General features: G+C 66.2%; 29 protein-coding genes and 1 pseudogene. 10 read left to right on the top strand and 20 right to left on the bottom strand.

The window, feature by feature from the left end:
* Positions 1-31: 31 nt before the first annotated feature.
* From KV106_RS19925 to KV106_RS19895, 7 genes are all read right to left on the bottom strand, one after another.
* Positions 32-1,045, bottom strand: coding sequence for an NADP-dependent oxidoreductase (locus KV106_RS19925; RefSeq protein WP_057590454.1), 1,014 nt, complete (start codon positions 1,043-1,045; stop codon positions 32-34).
* 618 nt (positions 1,046-1,663) lie between these two features.
* Positions 1,664-2,440 (bottom strand): enoyl-CoA hydratase/isomerase family protein, encoded by a 777-nt coding sequence (locus KV106_RS19920; protein ID WP_057590455.1) that lies wholly within the window; start codon positions 2,438-2,440, stop codon positions 1,664-1,666.
* Positions 2,437-3,255: an enoyl-CoA hydratase gene (locus tag KV106_RS19915; RefSeq protein WP_261211895.1), complete on the bottom strand. Its 819-nt coding sequence runs from the start codon at positions 3,253-3,255 to the stop codon at positions 2,437-2,439. Before KV106_RS19915 ends, KV106_RS19920 begins: the two co-directional genes overlap by 4 nt.
* On the bottom strand, positions 3,252-4,445 hold the full coding sequence (locus KV106_RS19910; RefSeq protein ID WP_261211893.1) for a CaiB/BaiF CoA transferase family protein: 1,194 nt from the start codon (positions 4,443-4,445) through the stop codon (positions 3,252-3,254). Before KV106_RS19910 ends, KV106_RS19915 begins: the two co-directional genes overlap by 4 nt.
* Positions 4,446-4,468: 23 nt before the next feature.
* Positions 4,469-5,527, bottom strand: a complete 1,059-nt coding sequence (locus tag KV106_RS19905) for an ABC transporter ATP-binding protein (RefSeq protein WP_057590457.1) — start codon at positions 5,525-5,527, stop codon at positions 4,469-4,471.
* A gap of 30 nt (positions 5,528-5,557) precedes the next feature.
* On the bottom strand, positions 5,558-7,288 hold the full coding sequence (locus KV106_RS19900) for an ABC transporter permease (protein ID WP_261211891.1): 1,731 nt from the start codon (positions 7,286-7,288) through the stop codon (positions 5,558-5,560).
* Positions 7,272-8,315: an ABC transporter substrate-binding protein gene (locus KV106_RS19895; protein WP_208507283.1), complete on the bottom strand. Its 1,044-nt coding sequence runs from the start codon at positions 8,313-8,315 to the stop codon at positions 7,272-7,274. The genes KV106_RS19900 and KV106_RS19895 overlap by 17 nt, the downstream gene beginning before the upstream one ends.
* A 125-nt stretch (positions 8,316-8,440) precedes the next feature.
* On the opposite strand from KV106_RS19895, the gene KV106_RS19890 reads away from it, so the two are divergent.
* From KV106_RS19890 to KV106_RS19875, 4 genes and pseudogenes are all read left to right on the top strand, one after another.
* Entirely contained in the window at positions 8,441-9,424 is a 984-nt protein-coding gene (locus tag KV106_RS19890; protein ID WP_261211885.1) for a quinone oxidoreductase family protein, read from the top strand.
* 17 nt (positions 9,425-9,441) lie between these two features.
* Positions 9,442-10,221, top strand: coding sequence for a glutathione S-transferase family protein (locus tag KV106_RS19885; protein WP_261211883.1), 780 nt, complete (start codon positions 9,442-9,444; stop codon positions 10,219-10,221).
* Positions 10,222-10,270: 49 nt separating this feature from the next.
* Positions 10,271-10,954, top strand: a complete 684-nt coding sequence (locus KV106_RS19880) for a GntR family transcriptional regulator (protein ID WP_057590462.1) — start codon at positions 10,271-10,273, stop codon at positions 10,952-10,954.
* A 165-nt stretch (positions 10,955-11,119) separates the two neighbouring features.
* Positions 11,120-11,329 (top strand): annotated as a pseudogene (locus KV106_RS19875) (acetyl-CoA hydrolase/transferase C-terminal domain-containing protein); the annotation flags it as partial.
* 169 nt (positions 11,330-11,498) lie between these two features.
* On the opposite strand, the gene KV106_RS19870 reads toward KV106_RS19875, so the two are convergent.
* Together KV106_RS19870 and KV106_RS19865 are read right to left on the bottom strand one after the other, a co-directional pair.
* Positions 11,499-11,879, bottom strand: coding sequence for a type II toxin-antitoxin system VapC family toxin (locus KV106_RS19870; RefSeq protein WP_057590564.1), 381 nt, complete (start codon positions 11,877-11,879; stop codon positions 11,499-11,501).
* Positions 11,860-12,078 (bottom strand): type II toxin-antitoxin system VapB family antitoxin, encoded by a 219-nt coding sequence (locus tag KV106_RS19865; RefSeq protein WP_082321858.1) that lies wholly within the window; start codon positions 12,076-12,078, stop codon positions 11,860-11,862. Before KV106_RS19865 ends, KV106_RS19870 begins: the two co-directional genes overlap by 20 nt.
* Positions 12,079-12,537: 459 nt before the next feature.
* Between KV106_RS19865 and KV106_RS19860 the strand changes: the two genes are divergently transcribed.
* Both KV106_RS19860 and KV106_RS19855 read left to right on the top strand, forming a co-directional pair.
* Positions 12,538-13,905 (top strand): type II toxin-antitoxin system HipA family toxin, encoded by a 1,368-nt coding sequence (locus KV106_RS19860; RefSeq protein WP_172705310.1) that lies wholly within the window; start codon positions 12,538-12,540, stop codon positions 13,903-13,905.
* The gene (locus tag KV106_RS19855; protein ID WP_057598068.1) at positions 13,898-14,266 is read left to right on the top strand and encodes a helix-turn-helix domain-containing protein; all 369 of its coding nucleotides are present in this window, start codon (positions 13,898-13,900) and stop codon (positions 14,264-14,266) included. The genes KV106_RS19860 and KV106_RS19855 overlap by 8 nt, the downstream gene beginning before the upstream one ends.
* A gap of 175 nt (positions 14,267-14,441) precedes the next feature.
* Here the strand turns inward: KV106_RS19855 and KV106_RS19850 are convergent, their stop codons facing one another.
* Positions 14,442-14,723, bottom strand: coding sequence for a hypothetical protein (locus KV106_RS19850; protein WP_261211881.1), 282 nt, complete (start codon positions 14,721-14,723; stop codon positions 14,442-14,444).
* Between the two features lie 173 nt (positions 14,724-14,896).
* Between KV106_RS19850 and KV106_RS19845 the strand changes: the two genes are divergently transcribed.
* From KV106_RS19845 to KV106_RS19830, 4 genes are all read left to right on the top strand, one after another.
* The gene (locus tag KV106_RS19845; protein ID WP_261211880.1) at positions 14,897-15,451 is read left to right on the top strand and encodes a hypothetical protein; all 555 of its coding nucleotides are present in this window, start codon (positions 14,897-14,899) and stop codon (positions 15,449-15,451) included.
* The gene (locus KV106_RS19840) at positions 15,448-16,152 is read left to right on the top strand and encodes a VIT1/CCC1 transporter family protein (RefSeq protein ID WP_261211879.1); all 705 of its coding nucleotides are present in this window, start codon (positions 15,448-15,450) and stop codon (positions 16,150-16,152) included. Before KV106_RS19845 ends, KV106_RS19840 begins: the two co-directional genes overlap by 4 nt.
* A gap of 66 nt (positions 16,153-16,218) precedes the next feature.
* Entirely contained in the window at positions 16,219-16,893 is a 675-nt protein-coding gene (locus KV106_RS19835; RefSeq protein WP_203208288.1) for a response regulator, read from the top strand.
* Positions 16,890-18,245 (top strand): ATP-binding protein, encoded by a 1,356-nt coding sequence (locus KV106_RS19830; RefSeq protein ID WP_261211877.1) that lies wholly within the window; start codon positions 16,890-16,892, stop codon positions 18,243-18,245. The genes KV106_RS19835 and KV106_RS19830 overlap by 4 nt, the downstream gene beginning before the upstream one ends.
* Positions 18,246-18,267: 22 nt before the next feature.
* Here the strand turns inward: KV106_RS19830 and KV106_RS19825 are convergent, their stop codons facing one another.
* The 10 genes from KV106_RS19825 to KV106_RS19780 all read right to left on the bottom strand — a co-directional run bounded on the left by KV106_RS19825 (position 18,268) and on the right by KV106_RS19780 (position 25,708).
* Positions 18,268-18,894 carry a tetratricopeptide repeat protein gene (locus KV106_RS19825; protein ID WP_261211919.1) on the bottom strand — a complete coding sequence of 209 codons (627 nt, stop codon included), beginning with the start codon at positions 18,892-18,894 and terminating at the stop codon, positions 18,268-18,270.
* A gap of 83 nt (positions 18,895-18,977) precedes the next feature.
* Positions 18,978-19,859: an SDR family oxidoreductase gene (locus tag KV106_RS19820; RefSeq protein ID WP_261211876.1), complete on the bottom strand. Its 882-nt coding sequence runs from the start codon at positions 19,857-19,859 to the stop codon at positions 18,978-18,980.
* On the bottom strand, positions 19,856-20,545 hold the full coding sequence (locus tag KV106_RS19815) for a TenA family transcriptional regulator (protein WP_261211875.1): 690 nt from the start codon (positions 20,543-20,545) through the stop codon (positions 19,856-19,858). Before KV106_RS19815 ends, KV106_RS19820 begins: the two co-directional genes overlap by 4 nt.
* Entirely contained in the window at positions 20,542-22,011 is a 1,470-nt protein-coding gene (locus KV106_RS19810) for an AMP-binding protein (protein WP_261211874.1), read from the bottom strand. The genes KV106_RS19815 and KV106_RS19810 overlap by 4 nt, the downstream gene beginning before the upstream one ends.
* Positions 22,008-22,658, bottom strand: a complete 651-nt coding sequence (locus KV106_RS19805; protein ID WP_261211873.1) for a thermostable hemolysin — start codon at positions 22,656-22,658, stop codon at positions 22,008-22,010. The genes KV106_RS19810 and KV106_RS19805 overlap by 4 nt, the downstream gene beginning before the upstream one ends.
* 151 nt (positions 22,659-22,809) lie before the next feature.
* Positions 22,810-23,115 carry a high-potential iron-sulfur protein gene (locus KV106_RS19800; RefSeq protein ID WP_261211872.1) on the bottom strand — a complete coding sequence of 102 codons (306 nt, stop codon included), beginning with the start codon at positions 23,113-23,115 and terminating at the stop codon, positions 22,810-22,812.
* Positions 23,112-23,267: a hypothetical protein gene (locus KV106_RS19795; RefSeq protein ID WP_261211871.1), complete on the bottom strand. Its 156-nt coding sequence runs from the start codon at positions 23,265-23,267 to the stop codon at positions 23,112-23,114. Before KV106_RS19795 ends, KV106_RS19800 begins: the two co-directional genes overlap by 4 nt.
* Positions 23,268-23,366: 99 nt before the next feature.
* Complete coding sequence (locus KV106_RS19790) at positions 23,367-23,858, bottom strand: NUDIX domain-containing protein (RefSeq protein ID WP_261211870.1); 492 nt, start codon at positions 23,856-23,858, stop codon at positions 23,367-23,369.
* A complete protein-coding gene (locus KV106_RS19785) occupies positions 23,855-25,285 on the bottom strand; it encodes a trypsin-like peptidase domain-containing protein (protein WP_261211869.1) in 1,431 nt (476 codons plus the stop codon). The genes KV106_RS19790 and KV106_RS19785 overlap by 4 nt, the downstream gene beginning before the upstream one ends.
* Positions 25,286-25,708, bottom strand: a complete 423-nt coding sequence (locus KV106_RS19780; protein WP_261211868.1) for a universal stress protein — start codon at positions 25,706-25,708, stop codon at positions 25,286-25,288.
* Between the last annotated feature and the right edge of the window lie 26 nt (positions 25,709-25,734).

Genomic DNA, 25,734 nt, shown 5'->3' with positions numbered 1-25,734 from the left:
ATCGTGTTCAGGCTTAGGGCCGCCGCGCGCATCAGCGGGCGACGTTCACAATGGTCTTGCCCAGGTTGGCCCCCTTGAGCATCCCGATGAAAGCGGCCGGTGCGTTTTCCAGACCGTCTACGGCATGCTCGGCGTAGCGCAGCTTTCCTTCCTTGAGCCAAGCGGAGAGGCGCGCCAGCGCCTCGGCATTGCGAGGGGCCCAGTCACCCACGATGAAACCCTCCATGCGGGCGCGGCTGGTGAGAAAGTAGCGCATGCTGCGCGGCCCCATGTCGGGCTCGGTGAGGTTCGATTGGGAGATCTGGCCGATCACCACCACGCGCGCTTTGAAAGACAGGTGATTGAAGACGGCTTGCGAGATCGCACCGCCCACGCCATCCAGATAGACGTTCACGCCATTCGGGCAAACGGCAGTGAGCGCGGCTTGAATATCGCCCACGGTCTTGTAGTTGATGGCGTGATCGAAGCCCAGTTCGTTCACGCAGTAGGCGAGCTTGTCGTCGTCGCCTGCAATGCCGACGACGGTGCATCCGGCGAGCTTGGCGATCTGGCCAGCGATCTGGCCCACCGCGCCCGCCGCACCGGAGATCACTACCACGTCGCCAGGAACAGGTTGAGCGACGTGAAGCAGCGAGAAGTAGGCGGTCAGACCCGGCATGCCAAGCACACCGAGCGCGGTCGATGGCGGGGCAAGCTCGGGGTCGATCTTGCGCAATTGAGAGGCGGCAATCGCTGCGAACTCCTGCCAGCCACCAGGTCCCTCGACGATGTCGCCGGGCGCGAATCCCGGCGCATGGCTTTCGACAACCCGGCCCACCGTGCCGCCTACCACGACCTCACCGATGGCCACAGGGGCCGCGTAGTTCTTGGCGTCGCTGATACGACCGCGCATGTAGGGATCCAGTGAGAGAACCAGCGTCTGGACCAGCACTTGCCCGGCGGACGCGATGGGCATGTCTGCGCTCGTGAGCTCAAAGTTTTCCGGTGCCGGCATGCCAGTGGGGCGGCTCTTGAGGGTGATCTGGCGGTTTCGCGGATGTGACATGGGTTGATGCGGCTGTTCGTACAAAAGGGTTCGGCTGACCTGCTATCCAGGAAGAAGATCGGGAGCCGACACTTTCGATACTATACGGCTAGTATCGAAATTAGCGCAGGGAAAACCCTCTGTAGCCCAAACGGGTGCTCGGCCGGTCTTGGTGTGCTTCTTCGGGGATGACGGCATTTCCATTGCCGAGCCGTGCGCCGTCAGCGCTTGCGGTCATTCACATCAGCGCGCGACAACCTACAGCGATGCGAACGCTCGTTCGTGACGATGATCGAATGGCAGCCACTTCACGCCCGTGATGCCCCTGTAGGCTTCTTTGCGGCAGCGATCTTCATGCGAGTCACGCCACTGGCGCCACTTTGAAATCGACCCGGTATTGCGCTGCATCGAGTCGGGCCAAGAGGTCGAAATTTCTGGGCCCGCCCGCATCAAGCGCGGCAACGAGGGTCCCTGATATCGGGATGGTCGGTCCCCAGCGAGTGCTGACGACTACGAGGCATTGAGCGACGCCGAACACACCTGTCTACGTCCTCGTCGCGACTTGACAGAGCTGCTCTGGCGATCAAACGGAGCGCTGGCGGCCGCACTCGAGGCCATGGTTTCCAGCGCCGCTGCTCTCTATTTCCCCTGAAACTTCGCAGCTCTCTTCTGCGCCCAGGCCGACTGCCCCTCGCGCAGATCTTCCGAGAGGTAGGCCCTGCGAATGCTCGCGTCGAGCGCCTGCGGGTCGAGCGTGCCGCGCGCGATGCGGTTGAGGTGATGCTTCATGCCGGTCAGCGCGATCGGCGCCATCGACGCGCAGTCGCGCACCAGGGCACTGATCTCCTCCTCCAGCTGATCGGGGTCGACGAGCTGCGTCAGGTAGCCGATGCGCTTCATCTCCACGGCATCGATCTTGCGCGCCGTCAAGAACAGCAGCTTGGCGTTGTCCAGGCCGAGGCGGCTCACGTAGCGCTCCAGGCCCGAGCGGTAGTAGTGCAAGCCGAGGCGTGCGGCGGGCATGAACATGTCGATGCCCGTGGCCCCGACACGGAAATCGCAGGCGAGCGCGAGATCGGTCGCGCCGCCATACACGCCGCCATGCAGCACCGCAACCGTGACTGCACGCGCCATCTCCAGCGCATCGACCACCCCCTCGAAGTCGACCTTGCGCTCTGCGCCGATGCTGCCGATGTCGTAGCCGCTGCAAAAGTACTTGCCGCTGCCGCGCAACAACAGCACCAGCACTTCCGGCCGCGCGTCGACCTCGGCAATCAGCGCAGCCAGCCGCTCGAGGTCGTCGGCGCTCAGGCGGTTGGCCTGTGCGGGGCGCCGCAGGCGAATGGTCGCGACCGCGCCCTCGATGCGAAGCTCGGGCAGGTCGGAGGAATCGGTGGGTTCGGTGATCGCGTTCATCGGCCTTGGAAAATGGGAGGACGTTTGGCGAGGAAGGCGCGGCGGCCCTCCCTGTAGTCTTCGCTGTCGAAGCATTGCAGCACGAGCGGCGCGATCTCGTCGGCCGCGGCGCTGTCCGAATAGCCCTCGAACGCCTGGATGGCTTTCTTGGCGGCGAGCACCGTGAGCGGCGCATTCGCGGCGATCCTCTGCGCATAGGCGCTCACGGCTTCATCGAGCGCGACATCCTCGACCACCGTGTTGACCAGACCGAGCCGCAAGGCCTCGGGGGCTTCGAGGAAGCGCGCGCTGAAGAGGATGTCCTTCGCGGCCGACGGCCCGACCAGCCGCGCCAGCGCGGCCACGCCACGGTAGTCGTAGCCCAGGCCGAGCCTGGCGGCCGGAATGGCGAAGCGCGAGGACGACGCCGCGATCCGGATGTCGGCGGCCAGCGCGATGGCCAGGCCGCCGCCCACGCAATAGCCCTGGATCATCGCGACCAGCGGCTTGCTCAATGCGGCCAGGCCGGCATGGCCACGCGCGGCGATCTCGTCGTAGCTCTTCTTCTGCGCCGCGTCGGCGCGGTGCCGTTCGAACTCGGAGATGTCGGCGCCCGAGACGAAGGCCTTGCCGCCCGCGCCCTTCATCACGACCACGCGCACGCCCGGATCGCGCTCGAAAGCCTCCGCCACCGCGCCCAGTCCCTGCCACATGTCCAGCGACATCGCGTTGCGGCGCTCGGGATAGTTGAAGGTGATCCAGCCGATGCCCTCGCGCACCTCGCCGAGGATGCGGCCCGTGCCCAGCGACTGCAGGACTCGGTCCTGCGCCTTCATGCCACCACCCCTTCCTTGCGCAGCGACGCGACGGACTCGTCGCCGTAGCCAAGCTCGCGCAGCACTTCATCGGTGTGCTCGCCCGCATCGGGCGCCGCGCGATGGAAGGCCTCGGCGTGCGGGCAGTCCGACAGGTTGATCGGCGAGCGCAGCAGTTCCAGCGTACCCAGCGCCGCATGGGGCGCCGGACGCGTCATGCGCAGGTGCCGGGCCTGCGCATCCTCGAAGGCCTGGCCGATGTCGTAGACGGGGCCGCAGGGCACGCCCGCATCGTTCAGCCGCTCCACCAGTTCGCGCACGCCGAAGCCGCGCGTGATGGCGCCGATGGCCTCCTCGAGCTCGCGCCGGTGCGCGAGACGCGAGGGCTGATCCTTGTAGCGCTCGTCCTGCGCCAGATGCGGGGCGCCGAGCACCTCGCACAGCCGGGCCCACATCGCGGCGCCAGGCCCGCAGATGTTGACCTTTCCGTCGCGGGCATCGAACGTGCCCATCGGCACCAGCGTGGGATGCGAATTGCCCTCCTGCCGCGGCACCTCGCCCTCGACCGTGTAGCGCGCGCCCTGGAAGTCGAGCTTGTTGAGCATGGCCTCCAGCAGCGAGGTATGCACCCACTGACCGCGGCCCGTGCGTTGGCGGTGCAGCAGGGCCAGCAGGATGCCCTGACCCAGGAACATGCCCGAGGTGGTGTCTGAGATCGCGATGCCGGTGCGGTAGGGACCGCGCCCGGGTTCGCCCGTGACCGAACTCAGCCCGCTCATGCCCTGCACGATCTGGTCGAGGCCCGGGCGGCCCGCGTACGGGCCGGTCTGGCCGAAGCCCGAGATGCTGGCCAGGATGATCCGCGGATTGATCGCGCGCAACGCCTCGTAGCTCAGGCCCAGGCGCTCCTTGACCGAGGCGCGGAAATTCTCGACCACGACGTCGCTGCGCTCGACGAGCTGGCGCAGCACGCGCATGCCTTCGGGGGTCTTGAGGTTGACGCTCAGGCTGCGCTTGTTGCGGTGCAGGTTCTGTTCGTCGGAGCCGCGGCGCGGCCCGAGCGTGGGCTTGCGGTCGGGCGGGTCGATGCGCACCACGTCGGCGCCCCAGTCGGCCAGCAGGCGCACCGCGACCGGGCCCGCGCGCGCGATGGTGAGGTCGAGCACGCGGCAGCCCGTGAGCGGCAGGTCGGAAACGATGGAATGGGGCATGGTGGACTCGTGCGCTGGATGCATCACTGGATGGCGGCCACGGCGCCGGGGTCGACATAGATCGTCGAGCGCTGGCCGATCTCGAGCACCGTGGACGGCGCGGCGTGCACCTTGAGCGAGGCCCCGCCTCCGCTGGGTCGCACCAGGTAGTTCCAGTACTCACCGAGGTAGGTGCGTCCGACGACCGAGACGTCGCCCAGCGCCACCGCGCCCGCGGGCGCGGCATCGAGGTACAGCGACTGGGGTCGGATCGAGGCCAGCAGGCGGGCGCCGCCGGCCGCGCCCCCGGGCAGCGCGAAGCCCGCCGCCAGCCCGTCGAGCCGCAGGCGGTCGCCGTCGAGCTCGCCCTCGACCAGGTTGGTCTTGCCGATGAAGCCCGCGACGAAGGGCGTTCGCGGGCGGTTGTAGAGGTTCCACGGGGTGTCGATCTGCTCGAGCCGGCCCTGGTGCAACACCGCGATGCGGTCGGAGATCGCCATCGCCTCGGCCTGGTCGTGCGTCACGTAGACCGTGGTGAAGTGGAACTGGTCGTGCAGCCGGCGGATCTCGGTGGCCATCTCTTCGCGCAGATTGGCGTCGAGATTGGACAGCGGCTCGTCGAGCAGCAGCACTTCGGGCCGCACGATCATCGCGCGCGCCAGCGCCACGCGCTGCTGCTGTCCGCCCGAGAGCTCGGCCGGGTAACGTTGCGCGAGGGCGCCGAGCTTGACCACGTCGAGCATCTCCGCCACGCGCCGCGCGATCTCCGCATCGGGTGTCTTGCGCACCCGCAGGCCGAAGCCCACGTTCTGCGCCACCGTCATGTTCGGCCAGATCGCGTAGCTCTGGAAGATCATCGACATGCCGCGGTGCTCGGGCGACACCGAGCGCGCGGGCGACGAGATCTCGGCACCGTCGACCACGATCGTGCCGTCCGACGGCTCGATGAAGCCCGCGATCATGCGCAGCGTGGTGGTCTTGCCGCAGCCCGAGGGGCCCAGCAGCGTGACCAGTTCGCCGCGCTGCAGCTGCAGCGAGACCGCATCGACCACCGGCGTCGCGCCGTAGCGCTTGCTGAGGTTCCTGAGTTCGAGTTTGGACATGCGTCGGTTCTCTTTTGTGTGCATGCGGGTTCAGGAGCGGCGCAGCATGAAGTCGCGGCCCGCGAGCCTCATGCCGATTCCCACGACGATGGTCACGATCACCACCAGCACCACGCCCATCGCGGCGAGCGTCTCGTAGTTGCCCTGTTCGCTGAGGTCGAGCGTCAGCACCGACACCACGCGAGATTCGGGACCGGTGAGGAAGACCGCGGTCGACAGCTCCTTCGTGCAGATGACGAACACCAGGATGAAGGCCCCCACCAGCGTCTTCTTGAGCAGCGGCGCCACCACCTGCGTGAGCACCGTGAGGCGTCCGCCGCCGAGGATGCGCACCGCCTCCTCGAGCTCCGGGTTGAGTGCGCGCACGCCGGCCGAACTCGCCGCCACCGAGATCGGCAGGAAGCGCGTGGTGAAGGCGATCACGATCAGCACGCCCATGCCGTAGAGGCTGAAAGGCGGCCCGGCGTAAGCCGCATACAGGCCGATGGCCAGGATCAACCCCGGGACCGCCACCGGTGCCAGCGCCATGAACTGCACGAAGGTGGGAAAAGGCGTGATGCGCCGCTGCGTGGCGTAGGCGATGCAGATGCCCATGCCCACGCACACCAGCGCGGTGGCGCCGGAGTACAGCACGGTGTTGAGGATGGCCGCGCGCACGGTCAGCTGCTCGAAGAAGATGCTGTGGAAGTTCGCCAGCGTCAGGTTGTCCAGCGACAGCCCGCGGCCCCAGGCCTTGGACAGCGACGCCAGGATCAGGATGGCCAGCGGCAGGATCACCGTGAGCAGCGCGACCAGCACCGAATAGCCCAGCAGCAGCCACTTCCACGAGCCGATGTCGAAGGGCCGGCGCTCGCCGCCCTTGCCCGACACCGACACGTAACCGCGGCGCGCGAGCAGCTTGCGCTGCAGCATCAGCAGCACGATGGTCAACAGCAGGATCGGCATCGAGAAGGCCGCGGCGCGCTCGACCTGCAGCGGATACTGGAAGAACGACACGATCTGCGTCGTCGCGAGGTTGATGCGCGCCGGAATCGCGATCAGCGCCGGCGTTCCGTAGAGCGCGATCGCCTCGAGGAAGATCAGGATCGCCGCGCCCACGATCGAGGGCAGCACCAGCGGCAGCGTCACCCGCGCCATGGTCTGGAACTTGCCGGCGCCATGGATCGATGCCGCATCCTCGAGCTCGGTCGACACCAGGTCGAGCGCCGACTTCGTGAACACGTAGATCAGCGGGTAGGTGTACAGCGCGATGACGAAGGCCAGGCCCCAGAAGCTGAAGATGTTGAACGGCCCCTTGGCGGTGCCCAGGAGCTCGACCACCAGTCGGTTGAGCCAACCCGCGTTCGGGCCCGCGAGCAGGATCCAGGCGATGGCGCCGAGGAAGTTGGGCATCACGAAGGCCGCGAGCACGCTCAGGTGCGTGAAGCCTCGGCCCGGCATGTTGGTGCGCGAGACCGCGAGCGCCAGCGGCACGCCCAGCAGCAACGCCAGCGCGGTGACCGCCGCGCCGAGATAGAGCGAATTGAGCAGCGCCTGCAGATTGCGGCTGCGGCCGAGTGCCTGGGCGTAGCTCTGCAGCGACCATTGGCCCTCGGCGGTATGGAAGCTGTCCCACACCAGCCGCAGGATCGGGTTGGCCACCAGCAGCAACAGCACCGCGATCAGCACGGCGAAGAACCAGATCGCCGGGTCGCCCAGGCGATGCGGCGTGCGGCGCGCCACCGGCAGCGCGAGAACGACGGCCTTAGACACCGAAGGCATCCCGCCAGAGCTCGATCACCTTGGGAATCTGCGCCACCATCTGCGGCGGCGTGGGCGCCAGCAGCGGGCTCGCGTCGCTCAGGCCGAGCACGCCGGGCGCGGGCTTGGCATTGGCGCGCAGCGGCACGCTGAATTCCTCGACCGAGATGCGCTCCGTGTCCTCGCTGCCGAGCAGCCATTCCATGAACAGCCGCGAGGCGTTCGGCCGCCGGGTGTTGGCCATGATCGCCGACGGCGAAAGGATCAGCACCGGGCCCTCTTTCGGCGCAAGCGTGGCCACGGGGTTGCCGCGCGAGGCCGAGCGCGCGGCCAGGCTCATCGGGCCGGCCGAGATCGACGCCTCGCCGGAGATCACGGTGGTCACCGCATCGATGGTGGAGCGGCTCACGTGCGCCTTGGCGGCCGCGAGCTTGGCGAACCAGCCCTCTCCGAAGAGCTTGCGCATCTCGATGCACCAGGCGCCTGCCGCGCCGCTGTAGGCCGGGTGCGCCACCAGCGCGGCACCGCTCCACTTCGCATCGAGCAGGTCGTTCCAGCTCTTGGGCGCGGCTGCGGCCTGCACCTTCTGCGTGTTGTAGATCAGGCCCATCATGAAACAGCTGGAAGCGTGGAAGTACGCATCCGGGTCCATGTTCTGCACCCGCTTGTCCTGCCGCGCCACCGCGGCCGGCAGGTACTTCAGCAGCAGGTTGCGGCCCTTGAGGTCGACGTAGTGCGCGAGATCGGTGGAGGTGAACACGTCGCAGTTGGGCGTGCCGGCCTTCAGGTCCTGGTTCAGGCGCTGGAACGCCACCTGGGCGGTGGTGCGCACGACGTTGACCTTCACGCCCGGATAGCGGGTGCTGAAAGTTCGACCCATCTTCTCGGCCACCTCGGAGGTCTGCGGCACCGTGTACCAGGTGAGCTCGCCCTCCTTGCGCGCCGCCTCGTGCAGCGTGGCCAGGTTGATGGGCTGGGCTCGCACGACATAGGGGGCGGCCAGGGCACCGGCGGCCAGGAGGCCGAACTCTCGTCTGCGCAACTGCATGGATGTCTCCTTGAATCGGGACCGATCGGCGTCGGCCAACAAAGTATGCACAACATCAAACAATAAATACACTAGGTGTTTGTATGAATCCATTGACGGCGATCATGGCCGTCTAATCGCGGCCCATGACACAAAGCGTCGCCATCCACATCCATCGCCACGGCGATGCCGAGGTTCTGTCAGACACGACGGTCGAGGTGCCGCCGCCCGCCGCGGGCGAGTTGCAGATCCGCCAGAGCGCTATCGGGCTGAACTTCGCCGACATCTACCAGCGCCGCGGTTCGCACGGCCCGCACGCAGCGACCCCGTTCCCGATCACGCTGGGCGCGCAGGGCGCGGGCGTGGTCGAGGCGATCGGAGCCGGCGTGACGGGTTTCGCGCGCGGACAGGCGGTGGCGTACGTGCATGCCGGCGCCTACCAGGTGACGCGCAACCTCCCTGCGCACCGTGTGGTGCCGCTGCCAGACACCGTGTCGCAGGAACTGGCCGGCGCCACCTTGCTGCGCGGTCTCACCGCCGAGTACCTGCTGCGACGGCTGCACGTGGTGCGACCCGGCCAGACCGTGCTCGTGCATGCGGCCGCCGGCGGTATGGGCGTGATCCTGTCGCAATGGGCGCGCGCGCTCGGCGCGACCGTGATCGGCACCGTGGGCTCGCCCGAGAAGGCGCGCGTCGCGCTTTCGCACGGCTGCCACCATGCGATCGACTACCGCCGCGAAGACTTCGCGGCACGCACCCTGGCGCTCACCGGTGGCGGGGGCGTCGACGTGGTCTACGACGCGGTCGGCAAGGACGTCTTCCTGTCCTCGCTGAAATGCACGCGTCCGCGCGGCATCGTGATCAGCTACGGCACCGCCTCGGGCGACGTCGAGGCCTTCGACCTGCAGTTGCTCCATTCGAAGTCGCTGAGCGTGTGCCGTCCGACGCTGCGCAGCTTCATCGCCGACCCCCAGGAACTGCGCGATGCTGCGCGGGCCTTTTTCGGCGCCTTGACCGAAGGGCAGGTGCGGCTGGAGATCGGTCATCGCTATGCGCTGGCCGACGTGCGGCGCGCCCACCGCGAACTCGAGGGCCGCGCCACCACCGGCGCGACCGTGCTCATTCCCTGAAAGAGAGGACGACCGCCATGCGACTCTTTCATGCCTGGCTGTCCAGCGCCTCGCGCCGCGTGCGCCTGTGCCTGGCCGAGAAGCGGATCGACTATGAAAGCGTTGCCGTCGATCTCGGCAAGCAGGAGCAGCACGCGCCCGCGTTCCTCGCGATGAATCCGAACGGCGTGGTACCCGCGCTGGAGATCGCACCGGGACGCTTTCTTCACGAGAGTTCGACCATCTGCGAGTTCCTCGACGACATCCAGCCCACGCCGCCCCTGCGCCCCGCCGATCCCTACGCGCTCGCCCAGCTGCGCAACTTCGTGCGCTGGACCGACGAGAAAGCGCTGCCGAACTTGCTGATCCTCAACTGGAGCCTGATGCTGCAGCCGATGGCCCGGCAGTGGAGCGATGAGGAACTGCAGCAGAAGATCGCCCGCATCCCCACGGCCGAGCGGCGCGAAGCCTGGGTCCGAATCGCGCGCCAGCCCTATTCCGACGAGGAGAAGGCCGAGGCCCGGCGCAAGCTGTTGCTGCTCGTCGACAAGATGGAGGCCATGCTCGCCGGCTCGGCGTCGCCCGCACCTTCGGCCTGGCTGATCGGCGAGCACTACTCGCTGGCCGACATCGCCGCCGTGCCCTTCATCGCCCGCATCGCCGAGATCGCGCCCGAGGCGCTCGATGCGTCAGCCAGCCCGCGCGTGCATGCCTGGTGGGAGGCCGTGCGGCAACGGCCGGCCTTCGCGGCCGCGCGGCTGCAGGCCTTCGGCGAGGTGCTCCAGCAACGCGAACACGCCAGCACGGCCGGCCACTGAAGCGAGACCGACGCACCAGGCCCGCGTACTATCATCCGGGCGACACAACATGGCCACCACTTCCCGCGTCAACCTCAGCGACAAGATTCGCGAAGCCCTCGAGGACGAGATCGTTTCCGGCAAGCTCTACGCCGGCTGCCGCCTCGACGAACAGGAACTGATGGAGCGCTTCAACGTCTCGCGCACGCCCGCGCGCGAAGCGCTGCAGCAACTGGCGACCGCTGGCCTGGTCGACATCGTCCCGCGGCACGGTGCCGTGGTCGCGACGCTCTCGCTCACGGAGTACGTCGCGATGCTCGAGATGCTCACCGAGCTGGAAGGCCTGGCCGCCCGCCTGTCGGCGCGCCGCATGCCCGCGGCGCTGCGCAAGGACCTCGAGGCCTCGATGCGGGCCTGCGAGGAGGCCGCGGCCCAGGACGATCCTGTTGCCTACGAGCGCGCCAACCGCTGGTTCCACGAGACCGTGTACGACGGCAGCCTCAACGAGGTGCTCGCGCGCCAGTTGCGACTCATGCGCCTGCGCATGCGGCATCCACAGCGCTCGCTGTTCGACCGGCCCAACCGGGTGCGCAACTCGATGGTCGAACACCGAGCGATCGTGCAGGCGATCCTGAATGGGGACGAAGACGGCGCCGACCGCGCCATGTCGATGCACATCTCCAGCGGTGGAAATGTATATGTCGATGCCGTCGCCAAGGGCGCGTCGAAAAAGCACACTGTTCCCTCCGCTTAGAGCCTCCACGACGACCCGATCGCAGGCAAGGGGGCATCTCTTTTCAGGCTTGCCACGCCGCATCGAGGGCGACCACATCGGCGCGGTCGCGGGCTAGGTCGATTTCGTGCGCGCCGCATTGCAATCTGACGGTGGGGTCTCGATCATCGTGCTGCCTCCACCGGGAAGGACGGCCGCTCGAAGATCGCCAGCCGGCTCCATGGACCGGTGACGACGGCCCGCGGCGATGTCGACGTGATCGCCACCGAGCACAGCATGGCCCGGCTGCGAGGGCTGACGATCCGCGAGCGCGTGGAGGCCATGGTGTCGATCGCGGCGCCCGAGCACCGCGAGCCGTTGCGGTGCGAAGCCAGGCCGCTGCTTCGCACTGCTTAGAAATGCATCCTCAAGACCATGGCGAGTCAACGACGGAACCAAGGGGGCAACGAGCACACTGCCTATCGTGCAGGGCCGCCCAACGGGCATCGCTCAACGATCTGTCGAATCCGACACCTGTTCATCAGCGATCGCATCCGCACCCCACGGGATGTTGGAAATCCAACGTTCAATGGACAGCGGGTCGGTACCCGACCGCAAACCTTTGCGTCATATCGTTCAGGCGCTTGTCTAGAGACCACAGTTCGGCGCCAGGCGTCATCAGCGTCGATGCCACAAGGGTCAGGTCCACGAGGCCACACCCCAATCCAAAGAGACGCTCTTTTTCGATGAAGAGGAGCACTTCGCGCAGGCTGGCTTGCTGCACATGTTGCAGGTGATGCAGATATCCGAGCGTCTGGGTACGCGCTGGCGGTGTACCGCATGCAAGCTCCCCTATCACCATCGGATGAATCAATACTTGGTCAAGCCCGAGCAGCTGCTCCAAGGTGGAGTTCCGCGCGCGAAAATGATCAACCCAAACCGAGGTATCAATTTGCACCAGCGTCATGAACAGGTGCCGTGTCCCGACGAGGAACATCGGAGATCTCGGGCATCCGTCCCCCAAGCGCCGCAAGCCGTTTTGCGGACTGCACTCTCACAAAAGTTTTGATCGCTTCCCTGAATAGATCCGCCTTGTTCATACTCGGATCCGCTACTTTGAGCGCCTCCTCATACAACGTGTCGTCGATCGTGACGGTCGTTCTCATAAGCTCCTTGTTCTCGGACTCGATGCCATCGATCGTCCACCCCGGCGCGACAACCGTCAACGGACATGCTTGCTCACGGCAACAGAGGCTGTATTCCCGCGGTTGGTCAGGGCCACCAAGCTTAGCCAGTGAGAGCCGCGCCAGCGACGCGTGGTCGCCGACCTGCACATGGGTGTCGCACCTTCAATGCGCCGATGTTTCCCCGACGTGTCGACCGTGCCCTGCAGACGAAGAATCGGAGAAAAAGGGTGCACATGGATGGCAAACAGCCCAGAGGGGCTTCCAAAAAGCCCCAAGCGGCGGAGCTGCGTCAGGCCCTCCCTGCGAAAAGGATTTAAACGCTGCCGCTCACCCAAAATCTTCGCAGCTCTCGCTTGGCGACATAGACGAATATTTTCGCCACTATAGTGGTCAAATCGATTTGACAAAGTCGATACTTTAACCATCATGATGGTTAATATGCAAGAATTCTCCTTTTCATCTGCTGCCCGCGGTACGACCATCGAAGTGCATGCGAACGGCCGATGGCAAGCCGCCGCCACGATCCAGGCGTTGGGAGCAGATCGCTGCCGTTTCGAGTACCTGCCTGAGTACGTTTTCAGCGAGGAGAATCCGCAGCCGGTCGCGTTGGGTCTGCCTGTGGGCATCGAAGCCGACCGATTCGTGGAGGGCCCCACAGGCCGCGAGCCGGATCGCCGCCCGCCGGCCTTTGTCTATGACTTGGTGCCACAAGGCAGAGGCCGCAGGTATCTGCTGGACAGGCTGGGTCTGGCAGACGCCGAAAACATGTTGCTGCCGCTCGTCATGAACGGTGCTTTCAATCCGATCGGTTGTCTGCGATTCGAAAGCGCAATGGAATTCTTCCGCGAGGAGGCCGCACGCGGCGCTGATCCTGGCGCACAACGTGGCTTTTCCATGGAAGAGGTTCTGAACCACAGCGAGGAATTTCTCGAGCATCTGTCCCTGCATGCCATGCTTGCCGCAGGCACCACCGGCGTGCAGGGTGTTGCCCCGAAGTTCCTGCTGACGACCGACGAAGCCGGGCGCTGGTTCGCAGACATGGCACTGCCCGACGAACGCGCCACCACACACTGGTTGCTTAAGTTGCCCCGAGGAAGAAGCGAGGCAGACCGCACCGTCCTTCGCAATGAGGCCGGTTACCTTCGTCTCGCTGCTGCGTGTGGGTTGCGAATGTCGAGCACGCCGCAACTTCAAGGCGAGGTCCTGTTCGTACGCCGTTTCGATCGGGTCGTCGTCGACGGTCAAGTGAAACGACTGCACCAGGAAAGCCTCGCAAGCATCTGCGACTTGAGGGGTTTCGGATTGCCCAAGAGCCAGCACTTCCTGCTCTCAGGCTTGCGCTCGGTCGTGTCAGACCCGTTCACGGAAACTGTGGAATTCATTCGACGCGATGTGCTGAATCTGGCCATGCGCAACACCGACAACCATGCACGCAACACAGCCGTGCAGCGCCTGGTCGACGGCACCGTTCGGCTGACACCCCTCTTCGACTTCGCCCCCATGTTCCTGGATCCGGAGGTCGTGGCGCGAGGCTGTCACTGGCGCGACGCTGCTGGAAAACTTCAGCGCAACTGGAGCGAAGTCATAGAAACGCTTCAAGTAAGCGACCAGGAGAGAGAGCGCATCGCACATGCGCTCCATGCCTTCGCGCCTACTGTCGCGGCGCTGGCTGATACGGCCAGGGAATGCGGCGTGGAGCAGGCGGTCATCGAGGCATGCCGCGGCAGTATCGATGCGCAGGCATTGCAGTTGGACGCCTTGCGCGATCTTCTGCCCAGAACCGCACGGAGCAAGCCTCGTGGATAAGCGACGCAAAGCGCCGGACCTCTCACACGAGCGCAAGCTGCGTCAAGAGATCTACGACGCCATGGCGGCGGGGAGAATGTCTGTGGGACAGGCCGTGGCTGCCATGCGGCGGATCAGCCGCCTGACTCAACCAGAATTCGCCAAGCATAGGGGGCTCAGCGTACAAAGTCTTCGGCTCATCGAGAGCGACAAAACCAATCCGACCATCGACACGCTGGGGAAGATCGCGAGCATCTTCGGATTGCAGGTCGGCTTCGTACCAAAGACTGGCTCCTGCGTTTCATGGCAGGAACTCGAACGTGGCCTGTCAGAGTCTCCCGAAGCGGTACCGCTGCCCTCTCGCATCGAGCGCAGTGAATGAGTTAACGCTGCAGGTTCCCGTGAAGACTCGCCTGCGCACTTTCTGCACCCCCACCGCTTGACCATAGAGGCAGCCGGCAAGTGTGCTCAGAAATCCTCAGCGTGTAGAACGCACCGCTTTACCCGTCTCGCCTTTTCGTTGCCTCGGATCAAACGCTTGCCACGCAGCTTCACAGTCACTGCTCCTGCACGGCCCAGCACACCAGTCGCAACTCTCCAAGTAGTAGCACTTCGTATGACCCATCAGCGAACTGCACCTGCGCTTTATCCCCAGCGTGAGGCTTGATGCGCAAGGATCCCCGGCGGCCCTCGTGCTCCACCACCCCCAGCACCGTCCGGCCGCCGATGGGAACGGCGGATGACCGGGCCGGTGCCGCGCTCTTCTTGTGCACCGGAGTGCTTGGCGAGCTGCCCTGCTGAGCCAACATCTGCTCGACGTCCGAGCGATTGGCGGGCATGTTGCGCCTAAGGGCGGTCGCCTCGGGCTCGCGCCGCCAAGCCTACTTCTTGAGCCACAGGTTGCGTACTCTCCTGCCGGGTGCGCCACGGTCGCGCTATCCATTTGATCGACCGACGACAACAACATGCAGTTCGATGCGCGATTCCTGAATCTAGGAACGCGGCGATTCGCATGCCTGAGCGCTTTATGAACAACCTGGATGTGAAGCAACTTTCGACCGAAACCTTGACGATTTTCATTTCACTGCGCGAGGGCTTGGGCCACTTGAAGTTGGCGAGTCTGCAAGGACCCCTTTGCGCTGGTGGTGCTGTCCACCACCCTGGCCGTGCAGGGGATCCGGATTCCAAGAACCATGCCCTACCAAACACTGCCAATGAAAAATGGTCGCTCTTAAGCAAAAACAAATCTGTCATGGGAATCATGCGAATCTGTGCAGCGATCGACTGCCGCCCTGCAGATTCACCATGGAGACAGCCTATGCCAAGGTCCGACGACGATCCGGGGAGCATCCCTCCCACGCGGCCACCATTCCGTGGGGAGCCACGTGACGAGCGATCGTTCGACGTGGTCAATGCCTGCATCGTCGCCGTCATGCTGGCCGTTGCGGTAGAGACTACGGCAGTCGAATGTGGTTTCTACAAGGCCTTTGACGACAACTTGTTCGACCTCGACCGATCCGCCTTGCCATCGCTGCTGGCGATGCTCGGCGCGAAAGATGCCCGATGAAGAAGCCCTGGAAACACCACGTCGAACGCCACCGTACGACGCGCATTGGCTGGCTGCGCCCGGCAGTCCTCGGCGCGAACGATGGCATCGTTTCCACAGCCAGCCTGATCGTGGGCGTGGCAGCGGCCAATGCGGACCACGGCAGCGTGCTGCTCAGCGGTCTGGCCGGACTGGTGGCGGGCGCGATGTCAATGGCGGCAGGCGAATACGTATCGGTCCATTCGCAAGCCGACACGGAGCGCGCGGACCTGTCGCGCGAGCGCGCAGAACTCATAGAAGACCCCGCGTCAGAGGAACGGGAGCTTAGCGCGATCTACGTGAGCCGCGGCCTGGAGCTCACCCTGGCGCGCGAAGTCGCGCGTCAGTTGATGGCGCATGACGCGCTCGGTGCCCACGCTCGTGATGAGCTGGGCATTTCGGAAACCACGTCCACGCGTCCGGTACAGGCCGCGATGGCCTCGGCGTCAAGCTTCGCCGTAGGCGCGGCGCTGCCCCTTGCAACCGCAGTGGCTGCGAGCGGCCCCTATTTGGCGCCCAGTGTTGCCTGCCTTTCCATTGCCTTCCTGGCGCTGCTCGGCGCGGTAGCCGCTCGGACTGGGGGCGCGAGCGTGAGAAACGGCGCCTGGCGCGTCACGCTGTGGGGTGCGCTGGCCATGGGCGTTACCGCCGCGGCCGGAGCGCTGTTCGGCGCAGCCGCCTGACGCGCGTCGCCCGCATAATGGCAGCGGCCTGCCGTGATCAGCCATCGAATCTGGACCAACCGTCTCATGCGCCTCCTGATCGTCGAAGACGACACCCTGCTTGGCGATGCTTTGGCCGCGGGCCTGCGGCAGCTCGGCCACGCGGTCGACTGGTTCGGCGACGGTGCCAAGGCCGATGCAGCCCTGCAGACCGCGCCATTCGATGCGGTCGTGCTGGACCTCGGCCTGCCCGGCGGCGACGGCATGGTCTGGCTGCGACGCTGGCGCGAACGCGGCGTGAAATGCCCACTGCTCGTGCTGACCGCGCGCGACGGCATCGACCAGCGTATTGAGGGCCTCGACGCCGGTGCTGACGACTACCTGGTCAAGCCCATCACCATTGACGAGCTCGCCGCGCGCCTGCGCGCGCTGATTCGTCGCACCGCCGGACAGGCGCAGGCCATCTGGCAACACGGCGCACTCGAATACGACCCGGCCCACAAGCTCGTGCGCTGGAAGGGAGAACAGGTCGACCTCACCGGTCGCGAACTCGCGGTGCTCGAAGCCCTCCTGAGCCAATCGCAGCGCGTTCTCTCCAAGGCGTACCTGCAGGAAAAGCTCTATGACTGGAGCGGTGCCGAGCCGGAGAGCAATTCGCTGGAGGTGCATATCCACCATTTGCGCCGCAAGATCGATCCGGGCATCGTGCGCACCGTGCGCGGCGTGGGGTATGCCATGGGCTCGGGCGAGACTGGCCCATGAGCCTACAGCGGCGGCTTCTGCTGTATCTGCTGGTCTGTGCGCCCCTGGTGTGGGGCGTCGCGCTCTATTTCTCGATCAGCCGGGCACGCCACGAGGTCAACGAGATGTTCGACACCGAACTGATCCGGCTGGCGCGCCAGGTGCAGTCCACCCTGAGTCCGGCCTATCCCGGCACGACCGCCGTGCTGCCGCCCGAGCCCCGCGAAGGCGACAAGGATGCAGGCGATGCCGACGTGCGCGATCTCGCGGTAGCTGTCTGGAACAAGGAAGGCCGGCTGATGCTCGCGGACCGCGAAGGCGCACAACTGCAGCGCCTGCCGCAGGCGAGCGGATTCGTCGAGCAGGCAGTCGATGGCCGGAACTGGCGAATCTACTACCTGCAATCTACTGATGGAAACTGGCTGGTCGCCGCTGGCCAAGGGGCCTATGAGCGTGACGAGTTGGTGTATGGACTGACCATCACGCAGGTCGTGCCCTGGTTGCTGGTGCTGCCGATCTTGCTCGCGGTGATGACCTGGGCGGTGCGACGCGCACTGTCTCCCATGCGCCAGCTCACCACACAGTTGCGCGCACGCGATGCCTCCGACCTTCAGCCCGTACCCGACGAGCGTGCCCCGGCCGAGCTCAAGCCCCTGCTCGGCGCCATGAATGGCTTATTCGCCCGCATCGAGGAACTGCTGGTGCGCGAGCGCCGTTTCACCGCTGACGCAGCACACGAACTGCGGACCCCGCTTGCCGTGCTGCGCGCCCAGTGGGATGTGGTGCGCGGCGCCACTAGCAGCGCTGAGCGCGAGCAGGCCGAGCAAAAACTCAGCACCGGCCTGGACCGGATGGCGCGGCTTGTGACGCAGATGCTTTCGCTGTCGCGCGTCGAGTCGGGCGTGACGCCCGCCATGAAGACAGAGATCAACTGGCCCGCGATCGTCGAGCACGCCATGAGCGACTGCCTCGCACTCGCGGAACGCAGGCACATCGAGCTTGCCTGCGAATGGCCGCCACGCGGCCAACATCCGATGCCGCTGTTCGGCGACGAGCATCTGCTCACGGTGCTCTTGCGCAACCTGCTGGACAACGCGGTGCGCTACGCCCCCGCCGGCACCGGCGTGACGCTGCGCGTCGGGCGCGAGCACCTGGAGCTCGAGAACGAAGGCCCACCCCTTCCGCCCGAGCAACTCGCGCGCATGGGCGAGCGCTTCTACCGTCCCGACGGTCAGGCCGAGCTCGGCAGCGGGCTCGGCGTGTCGATCGTGCGTCGCATCGCCCAGCTGCACGGTCTGGAAGTGGTATTCGGCACAGGCGCCGGCTACAGGGGCGTGAAGGTGGTGCTGCAATTCGACGCGGCGCACCGCTGACGGGGCGCCACGCCGCGCTCGGCTACTTCGCCTTGGCTTTCTCGAGCAGCACGCGGGCTTCCTCGCGCCGGCCAGCGTCCGAGATCTGCCGCCCCGCGCGCGCTGGCGCCTGCATAGCGCGTTCGAGGTAGGTCACCGCCTGCTCCGGCTGCTTGGTCTCGATCAGGTACTCGCCATAGAAAAAGTTGGGATCGATGCCCTTCGGATTGAGCACGAGCGCCTTCTGCAACAGTTCCTTGGCCTTGGCCTTGTCGCCGAAGCCCACGGGCCAGCCGGGCACCTTGTAGTAGAGAACGCCCAGGCTGTTGTACGCCGAGCCGTCGAGCACATCGCCGTTGATCGCAATGGCCGACTCGTAGAGCGCCTTGGCCTGCTTGACCAGTCCGAGCGCCCCGAGCCCGCCCTTCTCGCCTGCCCACGAGCTGACGATGATCCCTTCCCAGACCAATGGCTCCGCGCGGCCCGGCTGGCTCTCGCTGATCTTGCGGGCCTTCGCCGCGAGCGCTTCGAAGCGCTTCTCGCGCTCGGCCACGGGTGTCTGGTAGCGGATCACTTCCCAGTCGTGCTGCAGTTCGGCGACCGCGTCGTCCACGGCGGCGGCACGCACGATCTGCGGCGATGCCACGGCCATCGTGGCAACCACAAACATGCCGATCAGCCACCTGCGGCGCATGCCGACATGAAGGGGCAAGGCGTTCGGGAGGGCGAGGTTCATGGGTCTTCCTTCGTATTTCACAGGGTGTGGTTCATCAGGGAATGGGAGTCGGTGGCCGGCCCTTCGCGCTCGTCGCCGCAGTCCAGCGCGAGCTTCGCCGGCCGTGCGACCGGCGGCAGGCTGAGCCGGTGCTTGGCGAAGGCGCCGTCCAGCAACGTCGGGGCCAGGCCATTGAGGCGCACGGCCAGCTTCTCTGGAAATCCGAGGAAGCATTCGGCCTTGCCGCTCTCGAGCATCCGCAGCAGCGCGCGCGCCGCCACGTCGGGCGTATCCATCGCAGTGCCTGTCGCCTTGTTGTAGCCCTCGACCGCCCCACTGTTGAAGCCGGTGCGCGTGCTGCGCGGCCCGAGGTACTGCACGCGGACGTCGGTATCGCCGAGTTCTCGGCGCAGCGATTCGGCAAAACCCCGCAGGCCGAACTTGCTTGCGCTGTAGACGCTGAAGCCTGGCAAGCCGAGCCGGCCGAGCACGGAGCCCACGAAGATGATCTGCGCTTGCGGCAGGCCGCGAAGATGCGGCAGCAGGGCCTGCGTCAACAGCATGGGCACGAAGAGGTTCAGGTGCAGCACCTGCGCCATTTCATTGGAGTCCAGGGATTCGATGCGCCCGAAGCCCGGCACGCCCGCGTTGTGCACCAGCACATTGCAGCCCCATCCCGTTGCGACTTCGGCGATGCCGCTGAGGCTGGGGATGCGGGCAAGATCGGCGGCATACCACTCCACGCACTGGCGCTGGACCCCGCAGTCGCGCACAAGGGCACGGGCCTGGGCCGAGAGCCGTGCGGGCGATCGCCCGACGAGCATCACCGACGCGCCGGCCTTCACCAACATACGGACGGCGGCATCGCCGATGCCGCCACCCGCTCCCGTGAACAGCACGCGGCTGGCCTCGACTTTCATGCGGCGGCTCCTGCGGCAGCGGCCTGGCCAGCCGTGTTTGGCAGCGGCAGGCTGCGGAACACGTCGCCGTAGAGGCGGAAGAAGGCGCGCGCGGCATGCACGATGTCGTCCTGGTCCTGCGGGTTCTCGATCCGGTCCATCAGCAACTCGAAATGCGCTGTGTGCTCTTGGTCGAGCGTGCCGTGCGATCGCAGATAGCTGAAGGCCGCGTCGGGCAATTGCAGCGGCTTCTGGATCTGATCAGCCGCCAGCAGCGCAAGCGAGACGCTGGTGCCTTCCAGCACATGCACCATGCCGAAGAATCCCAGCGGGTTGCGCCGCGCGATGGTGTCGTAGGCATAGGCCACCATCACCTCGGTGGCGTGACCGGGCGGGCCATTGCGCACGGCCTCGGCATCCCCGCCGCAGGCACGGATGTCGTTGAGAATCCACTCGTCGTGGCCCTGCTCTTCCTCAATGTATTCGTCCAGTGGACCCTGCAGCCAGAGATTGCGCTCCTGCAGAGCGGACTTGCAGGCACGCAGCAGCGGCACCGTGTGGCGCACGTGGTGATAGGCCTCGCGCAGGAATGCGAGGTAGCTGGGCCGCGAAACCTCGCCTCGCAGGCATCCCTGGATGATGGGCGTGCCCAGCAGCCCCATGCGGGCATCGGCGGTCTGCGAAAGAAGTCGTGCGTGAAAGCTCATGAAAACTCCGGATCGATGGATGAAGCCGCCGTCATGCCCAGGGCATCGGCGTGAAGTTGCAGCACGGTCACGCGCTGCGGCCGCCCGTTGGCTGTGGCGGTGCCGGCTTCGACCGAGAAAGCCGCGCGTCCGCGCACCCAGCTCCGTACGCGGGCATAGTCGGGAAGCGCCGCATTGGCCGCATCGACCGCGGCTTGCAAGGCCGCGTCACTCGCATCGGGCCGCAGTGGCCAAAGCACCGCGCTCAGCGCAGGCTGGGCATCGCCGAAGACCACCGCCTGCGCAATCGCGTTCTCGCTTCGCAGCGCGGTCTCCACCCATTCGGGCGAGACGTTGCGTCCGAAGGCGGTGATCAGCAGATGCTTCTTGCGCCCGTCGATGTGAACGAACCCCTCGTCGTCGATGCGTCCGAGGTCCCCCGAAGGCCACCATGCCGGCGCCGCGGCGTCGCTCCCGAGGTAGCCGCCGAAGAGGCTGCCGGCCACTTCGATTTCGCCGTCTTGGGCGATGCGGATTTGCGCATGCGGCAAGGCGCGGCCGGCCGCCCCAGGGCGGTCGCTGCCCGGCAAATTCAGCGTCTGCACCGAAGCGCCTTCAGAGAGCCCGTAGCCCTCGTACGCCGGTATGCCGAGCGCGCGGGCACGGTGGATCAGCTTCACGCCCACCGCCGCACCGCCGACTGCGACCAACCGCAGCGAATCGGGCGCGCGCTGGCCGCTTTGTATCAGGTGGCCGGCCCAGGCACGTAACATCTGCGGCAGCAAGATGATGCTGTTGGGCTGCTGTGCCACCACCACTTCGTGGAAGCGCTCCGCATCGAAGCTCGACGAACCGCTCAGCCCCAGGCTTTGCAGCGGTAGGGTGACGCAGGTCGCGCCCTTCAGCAGCGGCGCCATGACACCGGCAATGTTCTCCAGCAGCACCGCAAAGGGCAAGGCGCACAGGTGGCGCCGGATGTCCAGCGGTTCCATCGCCTGCACCAAGGCCAAAGCCACCCGCTGCATCGCGGCCTCGCTCAGGCACACCCCCTTGGGCGATCCGGTGGTACCCGAGGTGAAGGTGATCTTGGCGGTGCCCGCCGCCATCGGGACCGGGCGGGCGGGAAGACGCAGCATCGCCAGCGGCTGGCCCGCGACCGCGCATTCGATGGCTGGCACCTGCGGCCAGCGCGCAGCGAGCGCGGGCAGCGTGAGCACGGTGTCCACGCCGGCCGCGCCCAGTGCATGGCCGATCTGCTCGGGCGTGAAAAACACGGGCAGCGGTACGTGCACCAGCCCCGCCTGCAATGCCGCGCGATCGGCGACCACCCAGGCGGGCGAGTTGTCCATCAGCGTGGCGACGACGCGGCAATCCACGGCGCGCAGGCGTTGCGCCAACCGGGCTGCTTCGTCGTCCAGTTCTGCGAAGGTCCAGCGGCGCTTGCCATCGTCGAGCGCCGCGGCGGACGGATTGATGCGGCCACTCATCGGACGACTCCCTGCGTGCCGGGCCGGCGTGCCATGTAGCGGCGCAACGCGCGCTTCAGGTGCGTGGCCAGTACCACGGGCTGGTGGTCGTAGTAGCTTCCCCAGGGCGCGGCCTCCTCGCCCAATGCTGCGGGGTCGGCAGCGCCAAGCGTGAGCGGCGCCACACCGAGCCGGACCAGCATCGGACGCAATTCCTGCGTGACCGTGCCGACCACCCACTCGAACCCCTCTGCAGCCAGATGCGGAGCCAGCACCTGGATCAGGCGTCGGCCTTCGCCGCCGCGGTTCGCCGCGAGATGGCCGACCTCAACAATCTCCGCACGCGTGGGGCGCGCATCGGCGTTCGCCGCCAGCATTGCTTCGACCGGCGACGGCAGGTAACGCTCGAGAAAAAGCGGCTCCTGCGCCGCGCTTCTGTAACCCGCGGCCGCAAGCAATTTGCCGCCCTCGCGCAGGCCGACCAGCACGGGTGCGAAATGCGGCACCTTCGCTGAGTAGCGGCGCGCGTAAACCTCGCTGATGAAATTTTCGACGTCGGCCCTGCGTGGATCACCGATGCAGTGCAACGTGAGCTCGGGCGCAAGGGCCTCTGGAACGCCGCCCGGCGATGAGACCGCGCTGTCGCGTGATGGCGATGACATGAACATGCACTTTCCTCGGGATGCCCGCGCGGAAGGCGGGCCGGTTCAGGAAAGCGGATGGTCGGCAAAGCGGATTAACGCCAGATTAAGAAGCCGGCAGGCTTCCTGACCAACAAGTCAGGCTGTCGGGGGATTCCACCGGCACGTGGCGCGGATGCTACCTCTTCCTGGCCCAGGCGCTGCACCACCCCTTCGCACTGACCTGCTTGCCGGCAAACAGGGCGCAATTGCCCTGCGTATCCGTCGGCTTGGACTGCCACAGCGCGCAGCCACTGCACAGCTGCGTGTTGTCGTGCTTCGGAAACTTCTTCGCGTCGACCTTCGCCGTATCGCCGACGTAGCTCAACGCCACGGCCTGCGGGTCTTTTTCGTCGAGTGTGGCTTGGGCCAGCGAGCGCGTGGCCGACAGGGCCGAGCTTGTCGCGACGATCGTGATCATGAAAGTGCGGCGGCTTGTGTTCATCGTGGGTCTTCCGTTATGTGTGAGATCAAGGCCAGGCTGTCCGGCGCATTGCCGTTTTCGTTCAGCCCAGCGAGCACGAGAACGCCCGTGGCCAGGAGGGTGGCAATGCTGAAACTCAGGAACTGGAGCGTTCCCTTCAACGTGAACTTCATGGCGCGGCCTCGCAAGGGGTTGTGAATCCATCGTTCTGGAATGTTGGGATGGACTGCGGTCAGTCTTGAGCGCGAGGCCGTATGCGACCTTGCGCAGGATCAAGCCATGCGAGCGTTGCGCGGCGACGGCGCCGCATCGACCGGCCCGACCTCGTACAACAACTGCCCGTGGATCGCAGGCAGCGATATCGCCTGCGTGAGCACGGCAACGAGGCTGGGCGCGCACAGTTGCGGCAGGTCGTCCGGCTGCGCCCAGCGGAATCCATTCATCTCCGGGCACCACCGCCTGTGGCGGTCTGTGTAGAAGCTGGTGCATACGCAGCGTTTCGTGTCGAATGGAGTCACCAGAACTGTGAAGAGCCGCAAGTCTTTGTCCCTGCGGTACTCGAAAATTCCGATCTCCCTCAATTGCCCCGGCAAGAGCTGCAGCCCGAATTCTTCGAAGGCCTCGCGCACGGCGGTCTGTGCGCTCTGCTCCTGCGCTGCACCCTCGCCTTTCGGAATGTCCCAGTAGTGGCTCTCATTTGCATGGCCGAGCAGCAGGTTTCCCGCGGGATCGAACACCAGAACGCCGCAACTCTCCGACTTCATGGCGATGGCCTCACGGAGGGCGTCAATGCCGCGCGCTTCGACACTCGGGGAGGAATCGCGACGTAGCTCCGGTTCGCGCCGCGCATGACCAGCAGCGCCACGGTATCGCTCTCCGGAATGGCCCGGATCGCCGCATCGAAATCCGCCAGGCCGGCCACGCGCACGTCGTTGACCGCGATCAGCGCGTCGCCATAGCGCAGCCCTGCCCGCTGGGCCGACCCCGACACGCCCTGCACATAGAGGCCGGGGTCCTGCAGGCTGATGCCGAGCACGCCCTTGCGTTCCGTAAGCTCGAGTCCGAAGCGGACTTCATGCGCGTCCGCACGCGCAACGAGCTTGGGCGGCATGTCCGGCGCGCTCTGAACCACGCCCACCTGCACCGTCAACGGCGCCCTGTGGCGCCAGATAAGCAGGGCCAGCCGGCTGCCCTGGGTGGCGCTGGCCACACGCTCCTGGATTTCGGCATAGGGCATCGCCGCTGCGGCGGCGCCGACAGCCAGCACCACATCGCCACTGCGAAGGCCCGCGGTCTCGGCCGGACTGTCCGCATCGACGCGCACCACCAGCGCGCCCAGGCCGGCATCCAGGCCGAAAGCCGGCGCCAGGTCGGCCGTCAGCGGCTGGGTACGCGCGCCAATGTGGCCGCGCGTCACCCGCCCCGTTGCGCGAAGTTCGTCCGCCACCCGCATCGCGGTATCGATGGGCAGGCTGAACGACACGCCGAAGTACCCGCCGCCGGCGGAATAGATCATCGAGTTCATGCCCACCACGTTCCCCCGTTCGTCGAACAGCGGGCCGCCCGAGTTGCCGGGATTGAGCGCGACATCGGTCTGGATCAGCGGCACGCCGTTGCCGCCCGGCACGTAGCGCGGATTGGCGCTCACGACGCCGGCGGTCACGCTGCGTTCGAAGCCGAACGGCGCGCCCATTGCCGCAACCCATTCGCCTGGACAGAGTTCGCCGCTCTGTCCGACGGCCACCACCGGCAGATTGGATGCCGCAATCCGCAATAGCGCGACGTCGGTGCGGCGGTCGATGCCCACCACCTCCGCGTCGAAGCGACGCTGATCCGCCGTGGCGACGGAAACCGCCTGCGCCCCCGTCACCGCATGCGCGCTGGTCAAAATGTACCCATCGGGATCGAAGACGAACCCAGATGCGAAACCACGCCCCACGCCTTGCCCCCAACGCGTCGGCGGTGGCATCTCGCCAGCGGCTGCCCATTCGTTGCCCGCGCCCGCGACTGTGATGCTCACAACCGCAGGAGACTGTCGTGCTGCTGCCGCCACGAAGTCAGTGCCCTGTGAGGCCGACGGCGCACGGTCTAGGCACGAGCGCGTCTGCGACCAGGCCCCCATACCGGCCGTCATCGCGAGTGCGCCCGCGACTGCGCCGATGGTCCTTCGCGCCAGGGTGCCGGCGTTCATTCAGCGCACCAGCAGCACCGGCACCGTGCACGCGGCCAGCACCTTGGTGGCGACCGACCCCAGTACCAAATTCGCCAGTGCGCCGTGGCCGCGCGATCCCATCACCAGTAGATCGAACTGTTCCTTCTGGGCGAACGATGCAATCTCTTCAGCAGGATGGCCAATGCGGTGCTCGAAGCGCGCCTCGATGCCGTGCTCGGTCAGCAAGGCGCGAACCGGTTCGAGCACCACGCGCGCATCGTCCTCGTAGTAACCATGCACAAGGTCCGGCCCGGCAAAGGCCGCGGCACGGTGCGGCACCGGCAGCACCGCATAGAAGACAGTGAATGCATGGCCCACGCTCGCCCATTCCTTGTGGGCGACCAGGTAGGACAGCATGCGATTCGTGTAATTGCTGCCATCGACGGCGAGCAGGATTTTCATGATGGCTCCTTTGCCGGGACGCTTCC

It is taken from the genome of Variovorax endophyticus, assembly GCF_025376855.1.
Lineage (GTDB): Bacteria > Pseudomonadota > Gammaproteobacteria > Burkholderiales > Burkholderiaceae_C > Variovorax.
The sequence above is the reverse complement of the archived record's forward strand: the minus strand, read 5'-3'. Positions and strand labels throughout refer to the sequence as shown.

Bases quoted from the DNA above. Each gene is read 5' to 3' on its own strand.
- KV106_RS19870 (WP_057590564.1), bottom strand. From the start codon at position 11,879: ATGACGCTGGTGCAAATTGATACCTCGGTTTGGGTTGATCATTTTCGC.
- KV106_RS19815 (WP_261211875.1), bottom strand. From the start codon at position 20,545: ATGAGCTTTCACGCACGACTTCTTTCGCAGACCGCCGATGCCCGCATG.
- KV106_RS19885 (WP_261211883.1), top strand. From the start codon at position 9,442: ATGCGACTCTTTCATGCCTGGCTGTCCAGCGCCTCGCGCCGCGTGCGC.
- KV106_RS19865 (WP_082321858.1), bottom strand. From the start codon at position 12,078: ATGAGAACGACCGTCACGATCGACGACACGTTGTATGAGGAGGCGCTC.
- KV106_RS19910 (WP_261211893.1), bottom strand. From the start codon at position 4,445: ATGCCCCATTCCATCGTTTCCGACCTGCCGCTCACGGGCTGCCGCGTG.
- KV106_RS19835 (WP_203208288.1), top strand. From the start codon at position 16,219: ATGCGCCTCCTGATCGTCGAAGACGACACCCTGCTTGGCGATGCTTTG.
- KV106_RS19825 (WP_261211919.1), bottom strand. From the start codon at position 18,894: ATGTTTGTGGTTGCCACGATGGCCGTGGCATCGCCGCAGATCGTGCGT.
- KV106_RS19785 (WP_261211869.1), bottom strand. From the start codon at position 25,285: ATGAACGCCGGCACCCTGGCGCGAAGGACCATCGGCGCAGTCGCGGGC.
- KV106_RS19845 (WP_261211880.1), top strand. From the start codon at position 14,897: ATGCCTGAGCGCTTTATGAACAACCTGGATGTGAAGCAACTTTCGACC.
- KV106_RS19925 (WP_057590454.1), bottom strand. From the start codon at position 1,045: ATGTCACATCCGCGAAACCGCCAGATCACCCTCAAGAGCCGCCCCACT.
- KV106_RS19840 (WP_261211879.1), top strand. From the start codon at position 15,448: ATGAAGAAGCCCTGGAAACACCACGTCGAACGCCACCGTACGACGCGC.
- KV106_RS19900 (WP_261211891.1), bottom strand. From the start codon at position 7,288: ATGCCTTCGGTGTCTAAGGCCGTCGTTCTCGCGCTGCCGGTGGCGCGC.
- KV106_RS19905 (WP_057590457.1), bottom strand. From the start codon at position 5,527: ATGTCCAAACTCGAACTCAGGAACCTCAGCAAGCGCTACGGCGCGACG.
- KV106_RS19795 (WP_261211871.1), bottom strand. From the start codon at position 23,267: ATGAAGTTCACGTTGAAGGGAACGCTCCAGTTCCTGAGTTTCAGCATT.
- KV106_RS19895 (WP_208507283.1), bottom strand. From the start codon at position 8,315: ATGCAGTTGCGCAGACGAGAGTTCGGCCTCCTGGCCGCCGGTGCCCTG.
- KV106_RS19805 (WP_261211873.1), bottom strand. From the start codon at position 22,658: ATGTTCATGTCATCGCCATCACGCGACAGCGCGGTCTCATCGCCGGGC.
- KV106_RS19820 (WP_261211876.1), bottom strand. From the start codon at position 19,859: ATGAAAGTCGAGGCCAGCCGCGTGCTGTTCACGGGAGCGGGTGGCGGC.
- KV106_RS19890 (WP_261211885.1), top strand. From the start codon at position 8,441: ATGACACAAAGCGTCGCCATCCACATCCATCGCCACGGCGATGCCGAG.
- KV106_RS19780 (WP_261211868.1), bottom strand. From the start codon at position 25,708: ATGAAAATCCTGCTCGCCGTCGATGGCAGCAATTACACGAATCGCATG.
- KV106_RS19860 (WP_172705310.1), top strand. From the start codon at position 12,538: ATGCAAGAATTCTCCTTTTCATCTGCTGCCCGCGGTACGACCATCGAA.
- KV106_RS19800 (WP_261211872.1), bottom strand. From the start codon at position 23,115: ATGAACACAAGCCGCCGCACTTTCATGATCACGATCGTCGCGACAAGC.
- KV106_RS19920 (WP_057590455.1), bottom strand. From the start codon at position 2,440: ATGAACGCGATCACCGAACCCACCGATTCCTCCGACCTGCCCGAGCTT.
- KV106_RS19790 (WP_261211870.1), bottom strand. From the start codon at position 23,858: ATGAAGTCGGAGAGTTGCGGCGTTCTGGTGTTCGATCCCGCGGGAAAC.
- KV106_RS19880 (WP_057590462.1), top strand. From the start codon at position 10,271: ATGGCCACCACTTCCCGCGTCAACCTCAGCGACAAGATTCGCGAAGCC.
- KV106_RS19810 (WP_261211874.1), bottom strand. From the start codon at position 22,011: ATGAGTGGCCGCATCAATCCGTCCGCCGCGGCGCTCGACGATGGCAAG.
- KV106_RS19915 (WP_261211895.1), bottom strand. From the start codon at position 3,255: ATGAAGGCGCAGGACCGAGTCCTGCAGTCGCTGGGCACGGGCCGCATC.
- KV106_RS19830 (WP_261211877.1), top strand. From the start codon at position 16,890: ATGAGCCTACAGCGGCGGCTTCTGCTGTATCTGCTGGTCTGTGCGCCC.
- KV106_RS19850 (WP_261211881.1), bottom strand. From the start codon at position 14,723: ATGCCCGCCAATCGCTCGGACGTCGAGCAGATGTTGGCTCAGCAGGGC.